Annotated in this window: 16 protein-coding genes; 6 read left to right on the forward strand and 10 right to left on the reverse strand. The window is 39.4% G+C overall.

The features are described 5' to 3' along the window. Positions 1–50: 50 nt before the first annotated feature. The 6 genes from IEV36_RS08350 to IEV36_RS08375 form a co-directional block, all read right to left on the reverse strand. Entirely contained in the window at positions 51–908 is an 858-nt protein-coding gene (locus IEV36_RS08350; protein ID WP_005260162.1) for a cell division protein FtsQ/DivIB, read from the reverse strand. A 6-nt stretch (positions 909–914) separates the two neighbouring features. Then, positions 915–1,841 (reverse strand): D-alanine--D-alanine ligase, encoded by a 927-nt coding sequence (locus tag IEV36_RS08355; protein ID WP_005260164.1) that lies wholly within the window; start codon positions 1,839–1,841, stop codon positions 915–917. A 47-nt stretch (positions 1,842–1,888) separates the two neighbouring features. Next, positions 1,889–3,334 (reverse strand): UDP-N-acetylmuramate--L-alanine ligase, encoded by a 1,446-nt coding sequence (gene murC / locus IEV36_RS08360; RefSeq protein ID WP_004776254.1) that lies wholly within the window; start codon positions 3,332–3,334, stop codon positions 1,889–1,891. 13 nt (positions 3,335–3,347) lie between these two features. Continuing rightward, positions 3,348–4,445, reverse strand: coding sequence for an undecaprenyldiphospho-muramoylpentapeptide beta-N-acetylglucosaminyltransferase (gene murG / locus IEV36_RS08365; protein ID WP_081401154.1), 1,098 nt, complete (start codon positions 4,443–4,445; stop codon positions 3,348–3,350). 226 nt (positions 4,446–4,671) lie between these two features. After that, the gene (gshB, locus tag IEV36_RS08370; RefSeq protein WP_004776256.1) at positions 4,672–5,616 is read right to left on the reverse strand and encodes a glutathione synthase; all 945 of its coding nucleotides are present in this window, start codon (positions 5,614–5,616) and stop codon (positions 4,672–4,674) included. Positions 5,617–5,831: 215 nt separating this feature from the next. Next, positions 5,832–6,314, reverse strand: a complete 483-nt coding sequence (locus tag IEV36_RS08375; protein ID WP_005260168.1) for a glutathione peroxidase — start codon at positions 6,312–6,314, stop codon at positions 5,832–5,834. Between the two features lie 178 nt (positions 6,315–6,492). Between IEV36_RS08375 and IEV36_RS08380 the strand changes: the two genes are divergently transcribed. After that, positions 6,493–6,945 (forward strand): MarR family winged helix-turn-helix transcriptional regulator, encoded by a 453-nt coding sequence (locus IEV36_RS08380; protein ID WP_005260170.1) that lies wholly within the window; start codon positions 6,493–6,495, stop codon positions 6,943–6,945. Next, positions 6,946–7,149 carry a DUF3565 domain-containing protein gene (locus IEV36_RS08385; RefSeq protein ID WP_005260173.1) on the forward strand — a complete coding sequence of 68 codons (204 nt, stop codon included), beginning with the start codon at positions 6,946–6,948 and terminating at the stop codon, positions 7,147–7,149. Between the two features lie 57 nt (positions 7,150–7,206). Here IEV36_RS08385 and IEV36_RS08390 read toward each other — a convergent pair whose 3' ends face one another. Genes IEV36_RS08390 through IEV36_RS08400 form a run of 3 tightly spaced genes read right to left on the reverse strand, consistent with a single transcriptional unit; the run spans position 7,207 to position 9,678 of the window. Continuing rightward, positions 7,207–7,962, reverse strand: a complete 756-nt coding sequence (locus IEV36_RS08390) for an SDR family NAD(P)-dependent oxidoreductase (RefSeq protein WP_005260175.1) — start codon at positions 7,960–7,962, stop codon at positions 7,207–7,209. Next, positions 7,963–9,264, reverse strand: a complete 1,302-nt coding sequence (locus tag IEV36_RS08395) for an FAD-binding oxidoreductase (RefSeq protein ID WP_005260177.1) — start codon at positions 9,262–9,264, stop codon at positions 7,963–7,965. Further along, entirely contained in the window at positions 9,265–9,678 is a 414-nt protein-coding gene (locus IEV36_RS08400; protein WP_032863994.1) for a GtrA family protein, read from the reverse strand. It abuts the gene before it with no gap. 28 nt (positions 9,679–9,706) lie between these two features. Between IEV36_RS08400 and IEV36_RS08405 the strand changes: the two genes are divergently transcribed. The 4 genes from IEV36_RS08405 to IEV36_RS08420 all read left to right on the forward strand — a co-directional run bounded on the left by IEV36_RS08405 (position 9,707) and on the right by IEV36_RS08420 (position 13,756). Beyond that, on the forward strand, positions 9,707–10,585 hold the full coding sequence (locus IEV36_RS08405) for a decaprenyl-phosphate phosphoribosyltransferase (protein ID WP_005260181.1): 879 nt from the start codon (positions 9,707–9,709) through the stop codon (positions 10,583–10,585). Between the two features lie 19 nt (positions 10,586–10,604). Next, entirely contained in the window at positions 10,605–11,018 is a 414-nt protein-coding gene (locus IEV36_RS08410; RefSeq protein ID WP_005260183.1) for a divergent PAP2 family protein, read from the forward strand. A 127-nt stretch (positions 11,019–11,145) separates the two neighbouring features. Next, positions 11,146–12,855 (forward strand): tetratricopeptide repeat protein, encoded by a 1,710-nt coding sequence (locus IEV36_RS08415; protein WP_005260185.1) that lies wholly within the window; start codon positions 11,146–11,148, stop codon positions 12,853–12,855. A gap of 181 nt (positions 12,856–13,036) precedes the next feature. After that, complete coding sequence (locus IEV36_RS08420) at positions 13,037–13,756, forward strand: SDR family oxidoreductase (RefSeq protein WP_005260187.1); 720 nt, start codon at positions 13,037–13,039, stop codon at positions 13,754–13,756. Positions 13,757–13,803: 47 nt separating this feature from the next. Here the strand turns inward: IEV36_RS08420 and IEV36_RS08425 are convergent, their stop codons facing one another. Beyond that, positions 13,804–15,111: a PQQ-dependent sugar dehydrogenase gene (locus tag IEV36_RS08425; protein WP_005260189.1), complete on the reverse strand. Its 1,308-nt coding sequence runs from the start codon at positions 15,109–15,111 to the stop codon at positions 13,804–13,806. Position 15,112 lies beyond the last annotated feature (1 nt).

Consider the following 15,112-nt stretch of genomic DNA (forward strand, 5'->3'; position numbering starts at 1 on the left):
CATATCTTTAGTGTTGTTTAGGACCACTGCCCTTTATTTTAAGCCACGTATTATGGCTTTGCCTGAATTGCCCCTGCAAGGCTTGTGTCATCAATCGTTACAACTAACTGACCGTTGACAATCTTTGGCGGAGCTGCATTTTTCCATTGAATGGCCAAACCATTCCGGTAACGCAGGTCAATTGCCGTGATTTTCGACCATACAGGTTTTAGATCTGTTTGTGCCAAATGGCTTAAGCGCTGGAGCTTGTTCATGGTTTGATCCTGATCCACGATAATTCGCAAACCTGAATCAAACTGCATAAACCAGGTCATACGCTCAGTTAAATACAGTTCTTTTAATCTTAAATTCGCTGGATGAAATAATTGGTTAATTTCATTATAGCGACGCATCATCATTTTGGATTGGCTGGCTGGCCCATGTAACAGTGGCAAATTTGGATGTGCTTGAGGAAGAGCCTCACTAAACACTTCACCATTATCACTAAGCAAACGCCCTGTTCCCCAACGTGCAATCGCATGACGCGGCATCACCCGCACCCGAATTGCATTTGGCCAAGCCCGTGATACCACTACACGATCAACCCAAGATACTTTTAACGCCTGATCCCGAATCTGCTCTAAATCCGAAGTGAAATAATTATCTTTAATGACAGGATTTAGGTATTTAACTAATTGCTGATTTTCAACTTCAGAATTGGTTCCCACCACCTGCAACTCTGCAACTTTGGCATCCGTCATGACTTTATATAAGCCAAACAGACCTAATGCCAGTACAGCGAATGCAATAACAAGTAATGCCCAGCCCCCCGCATTCACCATCTTTTGTTTAGGCGTAGGCGGTTTCTCGTGAATCGAGCTAATGGCTGGTCGCGTTTTGCGACGCATAGATGCAGGAAGTTGAGCCATAAATAATTAAGCCGACTTTGCTAAAGTTTGCTCTAAAATCGCAACACAGAGCTGATCAAAATTATAACCAACGGCTTGCGCTGCTTTTGGTACGAGAGAGTGGCTGGTCATGCCTGGAACGGTATTAACTTCCAATAACCAGAAATTACCCTGTTCGTCCTGCATCGCATCAATACGGCCCCAACCTTCTGCACCCACGGCCTGAAAAGCACGTAAGCACAATGCTTGTAAGCTCTTCTCTTCCGCTTCAGTTAGACCACAAGGGATACCATATTCGACATCATTACGTTGGTATTTTGCTTCATAGTCATAAAAAGCAACATCTGCTGGTGGTTGTAAACGAATCACGGGCAAAGGCTGACCATTCAGGAATGAAATCGTGAATTCACGACCTGTAATCCATTTTTCAGCCATAACCACAGCATCATGTTGGGTCGCTTTTTCAATAGCCGCAGCAAAGTCTTCTGCTTTCTCAACCTTACTCATGCCAACACTTGAGCCTTCATGTACAGGTTTGATAATGACAGGTAGACCCAATTCAGCAATCACCGGATCAAGATCGGTGTCTTTGGTGATAATGCGGTAAGGCGCAGTCGGCAAATCACTGCCTTGCCAGATTTGCTTGGTTTTGACTTTGTCCATACCAATTGCAGAACCTTGCACGCCAGTACCGGTATATGGAATATTCAACCATTCCAGTACACCCTGAATTTGGCCATCTTCACCGCCACGACCATGCAATACGATAAAAGCACGATCGTAACCCACCAGCTCAGTCACACTACGATCTTGCGGATCAAATGCTTCTGCCTGCACACCCGAACGCAACAATGCATCTAAAACGGCCTGACCGCTGTCCAATGACACCGCACGCTCAGCCGATTTCCCACCAAATAACACAGCAACTTTGCCGAATTTCGCAGCATTTGACACGTTTATATCCTTAAAACTGTAAAACTTTTAATATTCAAAAAACAAAATTATTGGGCATACAAACGATGCTGAGCCAATTCTACCGAAATTGCACCCACGTTACCCGCGCCTTGTGTTAATAACAGGTCATTAGCTTGTAACACTTTTTGTAAAACGCTTGGTAAATTCCCTTCCACTGGATCAACCAGAATCGGTTCCACTTGACCACGCAGACGAATACTACGCGCCAAGGCACGGCTGTCAGCGCCCACAATTGGTTTTTCGCCTGCTGGATAAACCTCTAACAATAACAATTGATCGACTTGTGATAACACATCCACAAAGTCATCAAAACAGTCACGGGTACGGCTAAAACGGTGCGGCTGGAACAACATCACCAAACGACGATCTGGATGGCTGGCACGTGCTGCCTTAATGGTCGCTTCAACTTCTTTTGGATGATGACCATAGTCGTCTACCAATTTCACCATGCCCTCGCCAACTTCATATTCACCTTGAACCTGGAAGCGACGACCAACACCGCTAAAGCCTTCTAAGGCACGACAAATCGCACCATCAGACACACCTTCATCAGTTGCAACACCAATCGCAGCAAGCGCATTTAGGACATTATGCAAGCCAGGCTGGTTAATAGTGACACGTAATGGCTCACGATCTTTACGCAATACCGTAAAGTGCGAACGCATGCCTTCCTGAGCCACATCAACTGCACGGATATCATTGCCTTCATCGAAACCGTAAGTTAATACTGGACGGCCTACACGCGGTAAAATCTCACGAATATTGGCGTCATCACCACAGACAACTGCTAAGCCGTAGAATGGCAGGTTATGCAAGAACTGGATAAACGTATCTTTTAACTTATCGAAGCTGCCTTCATAAGTATCCATGTGATCTGCATCGATATTGGTCACAATGGCGGCCATCGGCTGTAAATACAGGAATGAAGCATCCGACTCATCCGCTTCTGCCACGATAAAACGGCTTTCACCCAACGCAGCATTGACCCCAGTGCTATTCAGCAAACCACCGATCACATAAGTTGGATCAAGGTTTTCTTCTGCCAACATGGTGGTTAATAAACTTGTGGTTGTCGTTTTACCATGTGTTCCCGCAACCGCGATACCATGACGGTAACGCATCAACTCACCTAACATTTCCGCGCGACGCACAATCGGCGTACGTTGTTCAATTGCAGCTTTAATCTCTGGATTTTCAGGATCAATCGCCGTCGATACCACCAATACATTGGCATTTTTAATATTGTCTGCCGAGTGGCCGATAAACACCTTAATGCCATTGGCTTCGAGTTGAGCTGTCGTTTTCGACGCTTTAATATCTGAACCTGAAATCTTATAACCTTGGTTACTCAATACTTCAGCAATACCACACATCCCCGCACCGCCAATACCAACAAAGTGGATATTTTTAATACGGCGCATTTCTGGCACTTTAATCAGCTTTTTGGCTTGGTTTGGATTTGTAGGAGACATAGATAAACTCGAATTACAATTTTTTAATTAGATCAACCACATGCTGCGTCGCATTCGGTTGTGCTTGTTGACGTGCTTTAATTGCCATTTCAGAGAGTAGCTGGCGATTGAGCAAACTGGCAAATAACTCATCTAAAACAGCAGGTGTCATTTCTGCTTGTTGGCAAATTTTTGCAGCACCTGCATTTGCCAAAAACTTAGCATTTGCAGTCTGGTGGTCATCCACCGCAATAGGTAAAGGAACAAAAACCGCGGCCAGACCCGCTGTTGCAACTTCAGTCACAGTCAACGCGCCAGCACGGCAAATAATTAAATCAGCTTCACTATACGCTTTGGCCATATCATGAATAAATGGCTCAACCTGAATATTTAATTGCTCAGATGCACCTTGATAAAGTGCACGCGTCGCATCTTGCTTATTTTGACCACATTGATGAAATACATTCAGCGGTACACTGACTTTCTTTAATGCTTCTGGCAAACGCTCATTTAACGCTTGCGCCCCTAATGAACCGCCCACAATTAAAATATTCAGTGGCAATTGTTCCTGTTCACGGGTTTGGTAACGCCATGATGGATTCAAAATCGCAGTGATTTCAGCACGCACAGGATTTCCTGTGGTCACCACTTTATCACTACTTGGGAAAGTATCTGGAAAAGCCTGACATACGGTTTTCGCGATACGTGCCAGTTGGGTATTGGTAAAACCTGCAATCGCATTCTGTTCATGGATCAACACAGGAATACCCAGCAAACGTGCAGCCAAACCACCTGGCCCTGCAACATAACCGCCGAAACCAGCGACAGCATCAATTTTTAGCTGTTTCATATAGCGCATTGCGCTTAAGGTTGCTTTTAAAATTTTAAATGGTGCACTGAGCTTACGTAGCAGACCATTGCCACGTACACCTTGAATATCAATCTGATAAATTGGAATATTTTGATCTTTGAGTAACCGGTTTTCCATTCCCGTCGGGGTCGCCAACCAAGAGACCTGACAGCCCTCTTGTTGCAGTTGTTTGGCAACAGCAAGCGCAGGAAAAACATGTCCACCTGTACCAGCGGCCATCATCATGACATGTTTGGGTTTGTTCTGTGGTGAATTGGTCACGGTTTAATTCTTCAACTCAAAAAAAGGTTATCGTCTATTGTTTTCGAGCGTTATTTTAATCCTAAAGCTTCATTCACGAAAAGCGAATTTCACTTGTTTACAACAGAAAGCTGAGCTTTTTTCGATTCTTTGTTAAAAACTAGAGACTGCCGATATCTAAAAGCCCATTTGCATCCAAAATTCGAGTAAATACAAACGGGCAATTTGGTCAAAAAATAAGAATTATTTAATTTTTAAGCCCAGCTTCCAGCACTGCAAATAAATCATCTGCAATCGAGGTACCGAATTGTGCATCAATCTCGCGGATACAGGTTGGGCTGGTCACATTAATTTCAGTCACATAATTCCCGATCACATCCAGACCAACGAAAACCAAACCTTTTTCACGTAAGAATGGGCCAACTTTTGCTGCAATCAGTTTATCATTTTCAGTCAGTGGACGAGCCTGCCCTAAACCACCTGCCGCCAGATTACCGCGCACTTCACCATTTTGTGGAATACGTGCCAGACAATATGGAATCGGTTCACCATTGACCATCAAGATACGCTTATCGCCTTCTACAATTTCAGGAATATAACGTTGTGCCATGATCGGACGTGTACCCATTTCTGTGAGCATTTCCAGAGTCGAACCGATGTTTACCCCATCTTGATACAAACGGAAAATGCCCATGCCGCCCATTCCATCAAGTGGTTTCACAATCACATCGCCATGTTCTTTGATAAATTCACGAATCAGGCTTTGTTGTGAGGTCACTAAAGTTGGGACTTGTAGCTCTGGGAACTGGGTAGCAAATAGCTTTTCATTGCAGTCACGTAGCGATTGCGGCTTATTGATAATCCACGCCCCTTCACGCTCAGCCTGTTCCAGAATATAGGTGGTATAGACAAAGTTCATGTCAAACGGCGGATCTTTACGCATTAATACCACATCGTAATCCGCTAACGACTCTTTGCGCTTCTCACCTAACTCGTAATAATGATTGTAATCTTCGAATACTTTTAAAGGAGAGATCAGACCAAAAGCCTTACCTTGGTCGATATATAAATCGTGCTGTAATGCATAACCCAATTCATGTCCGCGACGGCTGGCCGCCCATAACATTGCCATGGTTGAATCCTTTTTAAGATTCACAGTTTCAATCGGGTCCATCACTACAAGTACACGCATAATCTGACGCTCGTATTTTTAATCTTGGCAAAAAGTATAACGAAGTTTACTGATGATGTTTAAACAAGTTATGTAATTATTAAATCTAAAAAATTCTAATTTATTCAAATCACTAGATTCAATTTATTTAAATAGACGATTTTCTTATGGATAAAAATTACTGGCAAATGAATCGATCGCCAGTAATTTGTAAAACATCAAATTTTAAATTCAACTTAAGCCAAAAGTTTTTGAATATCTTTGGCAATTTTTTCAGGTTTGGTGATCGGCGAGTAGCGTTTTACTACCTCACCATTTTGATTAATCAGGAATTTGGTGAAATTCCATTTAATACTTTCACTCCCCAGAATCCCCTTGGCTTCAGAAGTTAAATATTGATACAAGGGATGTGCTGTTGGGCCATTCACATCAATCTTGGCAAACATTGGAAATGACACGCCATAATTACGCTGACAGAAGCTGCCGATTTCTTCGTTACTGGATGGATCTTGATTGGCAAACTGGTTACACGGGAAACCCAAAATCACCAGTCCTTGTTGTTGATAGTCCTGATATAACTTTTCCAAACCTTCAAATTGTGGCGTGAGACCACATTGGCTCGCCGTATTCACGACTAATAATACTTTACCTTGGTAGTCCGCAAGGTTCTTTTGTTCGCCTTCTAACAGTTCAGCCTGAAAATCATAAATTTTGCTCATAGGTGTTCTCTCATCTATCCAATGGTGGAATTACTCGAAATATATTGCTTAATCATTCAGCTTGCTTATTTAATATTGCACACAATTATATTGTGTACAAGTTAATTATGCGCAATGTACTTTCCAAACAATCCAATTTATACTGAATGTTCAACAATCAAGTCGAGCAAAAAACATCATGGCTGAAGTTTCATTTTTGGATAACCAAGTGTGTTTTGCCATGTATTCCGCGACCAATGCCATGATTCGCCAGTATCGTCCGTTGCTTCAGGAATACGATCTGACCTATCCGCAATTTATTGTGTTGCTGGCGTTATATGAGCGGGACAATGTGATGTTGTCAGAAATTGGACAAAAGACTTTTTTTGACTCAGGAACGCTGACACCCATTATTAAAAAACTAGAAGAAAAACAGTTTTTAAAACGTGTCGCAGTCAAAGAAGACGAGCGAATGAAAAAAGTGGTTTTACAAGAAAAAGCGCTGGCATCAAAAGATGAGATTATCGCAATTCCGTTTAAACTCGCCTGCGCTTTAGGCATGGAGCAGAATGATCTGCTGGCGATTCATAACTTATGCCATCGTTTTTTAAAGGGTTTGGAACAATCGAAACTCGAGTCTATGGAAAGTTAAATGCAGCAAGCGATTGTGGATTTTCATCTCGATGAAGAAGGACATTATGTTGCTGATCTCGCCTGTGGGCATGGTCAGCATGTCCGTCATGATTCACCGTGGCAAAATCGTCCTTGGGTGTTAACTGAACAAGGACGCCATGAGAAATTAGGTGTAATGTTGGAATGTAAGAAGTGTGAGGAGATAAATGGTGAGTGCTTTTAAACCAAGATAATTAAAAAAGCCCAATATATGATTGAGCTTTTTAATTATCTTTCTAGTTTAGATATCCATTTTTCTAAATAAGAAGAAAGGTAAATTACGGATAATCATCATAATGATTGCCCATTTACCTGGTGTATACACTGTCAATTTAGCTTTATCAATTCCTTGCACAATATCACTAGCAACTTGCTCAGGTGAGGCAAGCTTTCCTTTGCCAGACATTCCAGCCGTCATCGGTGTTGCTGTCGGACCCGGCTTAATTAAAGTTGCTGTAACAGAAGAACCGATTAAAGCTAAGCGGTGTTGTAATCCTTGCAGGTATTTATCAATCAATGCTTTGGATGCACCATATACATAATTTGATTTACGTCCACGGTCACCCGCTACTGAGCCAATCACAGCCAATTTACCATGATTATGCTCAATCATATGTTTCGCAATACTTTCTGTAAATAACACAGGTGAAAGTGCATTAACTTCGATTGCCTGTTGGCATTTGAGTAAATCATTTTGACATTGCTCTTGATCAGGTAAATTACCGTGAGCAATCAGCGCAATATCGATTTTCCCCTGTTGATTAATGGTATTAATACAATCCTGAATCGCTGTAGCATTTACAAAATCAACAGTCTGGAATTGGATATTGGCCTGCGGCGTACGCACCTTAAGATCATTCACAACACGCTGTAATTTTTCTTGATCACGACCCAATAAAATAATTTCACAAGGCTGCTGTTTAAGCCAAAGTCTGGCGCAGTGCTCAGCAATAGCAGACGTCCCACCTACAATTAAGATTTTTGGTTGATTTGACATTTAAGCCCCTAATAGACGACGAGACATTTCCGAGCTGATGCCGGGATCCCGATATTTTAAAAATTCATTTAAGCGCGGATAGCCCGCTTCAAATAGTGATCTTGGCATACGAGCATCTTTGGCTAAATAAAGACGGCCTTGTGCTTGCTCGACAATATGATCCAATTCATTTAACAGTTTTAACGTTTTTTCACCACGATTAGGGAAATCCAACGCCAAAGTAACACCAGATTTTGGAAAGCTCAGCAATCCGCCAGACTCACGATCACCAAATGTTTTTAATACGGCTAAAAACGAGCCCTCGCCCGACTTTTTAATCGCATTCAACATCTCTTGGGTAACTTCTTTACCGATCTCTTTCGGAACAACACTTTGATATTGGTAAAAACCTTTTGGCCCATACATTTTATTCCATTCGTGCATGGCATCTAATGGATAAAAGAATGGCTCGTAATGTACTTTTTGTGACTGGCTTTTTAACGAGTTGCCATGAAAATAAGCAAAGTTAAAGAGAGGTAAACTGAGTTTGTTCACCAATGAAATAGGAGGCGTAATTGGAAATGTTTTATCGTTAATTTCAGGTTCTGCTTGCGTAGACATACTCGCCAGATTTCCCCGCGAAAAAAGTCCTTTGGCATTCGCACCATTCATACAATCAATCCAGGATACCGTGTATTCCCAGTCTGGTTCAGATGAATCAGAGAGTGAAAAAAATTCATCTAAATTGTGATAAGGAATAGTTTCTGCATCAATCCACGAACTTTGAACCGGACGTAATTGTATTTTCGCCTCTAAAATTATACCTGTTAGGCCAATTCCACCTAAAGTTGCATAAAACCAATCTGCTCTTTCAGTCTTTGAACACTCAATAATTTCACCATCAGTTCGTACAAGTTTTATTTGCAGAACATGGTCACCAAAAGAGCCAAAAGCATGATGGTTTTTACCATGCACATCATTTGCAATCGCACCACCGACGGTAATCATTTGCGTGCCTGGCGTTACAGGCAACATCCAGCCTTGCGGGATCAATGTCCGGTGAATATCTTGTAAGGTCGCACCTGCTTCACAGTGTAAAATCCCGGTATTTAAATCAAAAGACATCAGATGATTCATGGCTGTGGTCAACCATAGAGTACCATTGCCATTTAATGCGACATCACCATAGCTACGCCCCATGCCATGGGCAATGCCTGGAAAGCTGCCATGCTGTATTTGTCTAGAGGCTTGTGAAGGCGTTATTAAAGGAATAGCGTGATGTTCAGTATTAGAAAGCCTACCCCAGGCCTGTACGTTTTTCATTTATGCCTCAACCTTACGAAACACAAAACGTTTATCTAAGTAATATTTGCAAATATAGCCAATCATTAGACCGATTATTCCACCTAGGTAACGCATTTCTTTGGTTTCAAAAACGATATGAAATCCAAACTCGAAACCCCAGAAAATAATTGTCGTAAAAAGGCCCATGATGGTATAAAGAATAAAGACTTTTCCATCATGTTTGGTATTCTGTGTTTTATATTTAAAAATATATTTCTTATCCAAAATGTATTTAACAACTAGGCCAACACCCGTGCCAATAACGATTGATATAAAAATATAAAAATTTCCAACATAAATATAACTAGAAATATCTTGTGCTATAATATTGCAAAACGTAGCAACTATAGCAAACGCTGTATAAAGCAGCGCGAGCTTAATCGAGTCCATCATTTATATTTAATATAGCGCTGAAAAAAAAATGTATGATATAGCAGAAAATCGGTCATTTCTAGCAGAAATCCCAGGACTGATTAAACTAATTAGGCCAAAACAGTGGCTCAAAAATACCTTTGTTTTTGCACCTTTAATCTTTGCAGGTGAATTCCTAAACTTAGGATCTATTTATTCTGTATTATTTGCCGCTTTTTTATTTTGTCTGGCTGCTTCCGCAGTCTATATCGTGAATGATTTAAAGGACATAGAAAAAGATCGAGCACATCCTGAAAAGTCTCTAAAACGCCCCTTAGCTTCAGGTCAAGTGAGTCCTCAGAGTGCAATTATACTATTAACTCTGATTTATATCGCTTTAGGATTTTCCTGGTTAATCGCACCTAAAGTCATCTACGTGATCGCAGTATATTTACTGCTGAACTGGGCCTATACCTTTAAACTGAAACATGAGCCTGTGATTGAAATTTTCATCGTGGCCTTTGGTTTTGTGTTACGTGTATATGCAGGTGCTGTAGCTCTTGCAGTGCCAGTCTCTCACTGGATGTTTATTACAACATTAAGTATTTCACTTTATCTCGCGTCAATTAAACGTCGTCAGGAACTGATACAAAGTGGCTCTCAAGGACGTGGGGTACTTGAACACTATTCAGTTAGTCTGATTGACCGCTTTGCAGGTATGTCTGCCGTTACAGCAATTATTTTTTATAGCCTGTATACGATGGAAGTGCAGCCACAGCTCATTATCACCATCCCATTTGTGATGTTTGGATTGTTCCGTTACTGGTTTATTGTTGAAACACTAAAAGGTGGAGAATCTCCAACTGATGTGATTGCTCAGGACTGGCAAATATTATTAACCGTTGTCTTATGGGTCGCATGTTGTATCTGGACATTATTGCCAGCTTAGTTTTATTTTGGATTATTACGTGAAGTCTTATATTTACCTTATTACCCCATTTCTAGCTTGGCTAGTTGCGGGCTGTCTAAAGTTTCTTATTAATTCAATTAAAGCCAGGAAACTGGCTTTTGGCTTAATTGGCTATGGTGGATTACCAAGTAATCATAGTGCCATTGTCAGTAGTATGACCGCGCTTATTGCTATAAAAGAAGGTATTGATACCCCTGCTTTTGGTGTTGCACTTACCCTATCATTTATTGTGTTATTAGATGCAAATAGTTTAAGACAAGCTATTGGTAAACATGCGGTAGTGATTAACCATCTGGCTAAAGATACACCTGAATATAAACAGCTAAGAGAACGTATGGGACACACAAAGATTGAGATCTTAGCTGGTGTACTGGTAGGTTGTCTGGTTGCTTATTTAGCGAGTACGTTATAAATAAAATATTAATTCGTGACTACATAACTCTAAATGTTAATTTAGTCACCAATTTATTTTTTTGTTTTATTAACCTAATATCGGTTAATTAATAGTTATTTCAAAATTAATTTCTAGTAGTATATCTATGAACATGTTCATTAAAGGTAATGAGGGATATATTAAGTTTATTTTATATTCCCTATTCACTCTCATTATAATCTTATTTATCCATAGCAATATCTATTCTTTTGATTTCACAATAAGACTACATGACTATTTATACTCCCAGTGGGTATTTAGCTATGACTATGGTTTTGTAAGAAGAGCCTTACCCGGTGAATTACTAAGTATTTTAGGAATAGATCCAACTTATAAACATGTTCGTATAGCATCAATTCTCTTATTATTGGTCTTATTCTATCTTTTTACCCGAATTACATATAGTTTCTTCAAGAAATTAGATCTTAAAAATGAATATATTATAATTTTTTCATTATGTGTTTTTAGTTTATCTTTCTTAACCTCCCAATGGGTAAGAGAACTATCTCGCTTTGATCACATTGGTCAAATTATTTTATTAATTTCAGTTCTACTTATATTAAAAAATGTAAGAAAATCTATTGTTCTAACATTTATATTATTAACACTCCCAATAATGGCATTAACACATGAAGCAATGCTAATATTTTTCGTTCCCACTTTGGCATTTATATATTATCAAAAATATAGAAAAATAAGTCATATTTTACTAATTGGTGCAGAGTCTTTTATATTATTGGTTGCAGTAGTTATTTTTGGGAAAATGTCTACTTTCCAGGTTAACTCAATTATTGAAAGTTTCATGTATTATGACCACTTTCAACCTTATGCGGTAAGTACATCGCTACTAACATTAAAAGAAAATTTTGTAACAAACTATCAGACTTTCTTTGAAACCAAAGCATATTTAAAAATATTTTTTACATTTCTATTTTGCTCTCCTATTCTTTTATTTATTAAAAAAAGCACAGACAAAACAACTTTCCTTTTAATGTTGTTCTTTTCAGCATCTCCCTTAGCTCTAACTTTAATAGCATTTGATTATATTAGATGGATTGCATTATTCTTCTTCAACCTTTCCGTAATATTTATGTCATTAGCAATAATGAATAATATTGACAGGAATTTAATTGCATCAAATTTTATAAATTTCAAAAAACTTATATATTCCTATTCCTTAGTTTCATTATTATTAGGACCTCTAGGAATAGGAAGTACTTTTACAAACTTTTACGAAATAAACCATCCTTGGGAAAAAAGAGAGAAATGGGATCAGGATTTACTTATTAAGTTAAATGATCCGTTACCTTTATCCAATATTAGATTAAGTATTGGAGATGTCAATTCAATCACACAACTTTTCTTTTTAAGTCAAGAAGAAATCAAACAAGATAAACTCAACATATTGGTTATTAATTACTATATCGAAGCTTCAAAAAAAGGAAGTACAGAAGCGCAAAATACTCTTGGCTATTTCTATTTTCATGGAATACATACATCTAGAAACTATTGTTCTGCATTAAAGATGTTTGAGATGTCTGCCCAAAATCAAAATAAGCATGCATTATATAACTTATCTATTATGTATAGAAACGGGATGTGTATCGAGAAAAATATTAAGAAGGCAAATAATTTATTAATACAAGCTTCTAACCATGGAAATGATTTAGCCAAATTCATGTTGGCTATCAATTACTTGCATGGAAACAATGGCTTTGTTAGAAATAAAAAAATCGCTTTAAGAATATTAACCGAACAAAAAGATAAAGGAAATTTACCAGCAGAAATTTCATTGGAAGCACTTAAGCTGAAATAACATTAAGCCCTTAAACCTAATAGTAAGCCGTTCCCAAGCCCAGTGTACAGGAACGGCTTTTTTATTTCACTCTCAAGCTTGTCATCTTAAAACAAAAAACCTTTCACATATTTGAAGCTTGACCTCAAGCCAACTTGAGCTTTTATAGTTGCATTTTGATCTAAAGAATACGAGTAGATGGATGGATAACTCAAATAAAACGTTTCTCATATACGGCGTCAGTAAAGGTCTAGGCAAAGCCATTGTTCAAGCTGTACCAAAGCCCACAGATACTATATATGGTGTATCTCGTACCCAACCACAAGAAACTCCAAATTTAAGCTGGATTTGTACTGACCTATCCAATCCTAAACAAGCTGTAATTGATGTAAAGACAGTAATTGGACAACAAAAAATTGATGTGCTGATTTACAACGTAGGCATTTGGGAGCAACAAGCTTTTAGCAAAGACTATAATTTTGAAAATGTTTCTGCTGCTGAAATCCACCAAATCATTAACATTAATATTACTACCTGTATCCAATCGATTCAGTCTCTCATTGAAAATCTTAAACACTCTGACAACGCTAAAATTATTCTGATTGGTTCGACTTGGGGTGTTGATAATCATAATGGTAAAGAACTTGTTTTCTCCGCTACCAAATTTGCCCTAAGAGGCATTGCACAATCCCTTCGAGAAATCTTACGTGAACACTTAATTGGCGTCAGCGTACTGAACTTAGGCTACCTTGCCAGTGAATACGAGATCGACAAATCGACTCAAGCCATTTTAGAAGAAACTAAATATTCTCTGATTCCATTATCAGATGTAATTCAGGCGATTCATTTTATTATTTCAACCAGCAAAGCAGCTTGCATCAAAGAGATACTCATGCCTGCCATGCTGGATAAAAATATCTAAACTCTTAGAACAACTTGAGTCTCGGAATAGAAACTACAACTGTTTCATCAAGGCGAATAAACGCGCCATATCGTATTTCCGACATCATCTGCAATCAACAAAGCACCGGTTTTATCTTCAGTGAGGCCGACTGGTGCACCATATAAAGATTTTTCATCTTTGGAATAGAAACCATTGACTACAGTGACAGGCATGCCATTTGGTTTACCATCTTTAAATGGAATAAAGATGACGTTATAGCCATTGAGAGGGTCTCTATTCCAACTGCCATGATTACTCACAAATGCACCATTTTTAAACCGATCAGACAGCTGAGTGGTATTTGAAGCAAACCATAAGCCTAAAGGTGCAACATGAGAACTTAATGCATAATCAGGTTTAATCGCTTTGGCAACCAGATCTGGTCGTTGAGGCTGAACACGTTCATCGACATGCTGACCGAAATAGCTATACGGCCAGCCATAAAACCCTTTTTCCTGCACCGAGGTTAAATAATCAGGCACCAAGCTAGCACCAATTTCATCACGCTCATTGACAATGGTCCATAACTTTCCAGTTTCTGGCTCCCATTGCAATCCTGTTGGATTTCGAATTCCGCTGGCAAAAATACGACTCGCCCCGGTGGCAACATCAACCTCTAGAACAGTTGCACGGCGATATTCGATCGCCAATCCATTTTCGGTAATATTACTGTTTGAACCCACACCCACATATAATTTTTGCCCATCTTTACTCGCCAATAAAGCTTTCGTCCAATGATGATTCACCGTATCTGGCAAATCAGACAATTCAACACCTTGGTCGGTAATCTTGGTCGCATTCTCCTCGTAGTTGTATTTCATAATATTATTGGTATTTGCCACATATAGGTGATTACCAATTAATTGCACACCAAAAGGAGAATGTAAGTTTTCCAAGAATTTATACTTCTTCCAATGACCATCTGCTTCCAGCCTAAGTAAAGTGATGCGATTTCCCCCTTTACCGCCTTTTCCTGATGATTTTTTAACAATACCAGCAATCGCCTGTTTCGGTGAGGTCAGTGGCGCCTCTCCAGGACTATTAGATTCCACAACGAGAATATCCCCATTTGGCAAGGTGTATAGTTGACGCGGGTGCTCGAGCTGATCTGCGATCTTTTCAATTTTTAAATCCGCAGCAACCGTAGGTGTTTGCTGAGCTTTCCAACCTACTCCATTCGGTACTTTCATCGGGGGAACAAGGAAATTCTGGGCTTCAGGTAATTGTGGGTCTGGGCCATATTGTGTTTGAGGATCAAGCGGTTTCCCACCAGAACAGCCGAATAATCCAACGCTAACTAAAGCTGAAAAGAAAAATGTATTTGATATTTTCATA

The organism is Acinetobacter vivianii (assembly GCF_014635885.1).
GTDB lineage: Bacteria > Pseudomonadota > Gammaproteobacteria > Pseudomonadales > Moraxellaceae > Acinetobacter > Acinetobacter vivianii.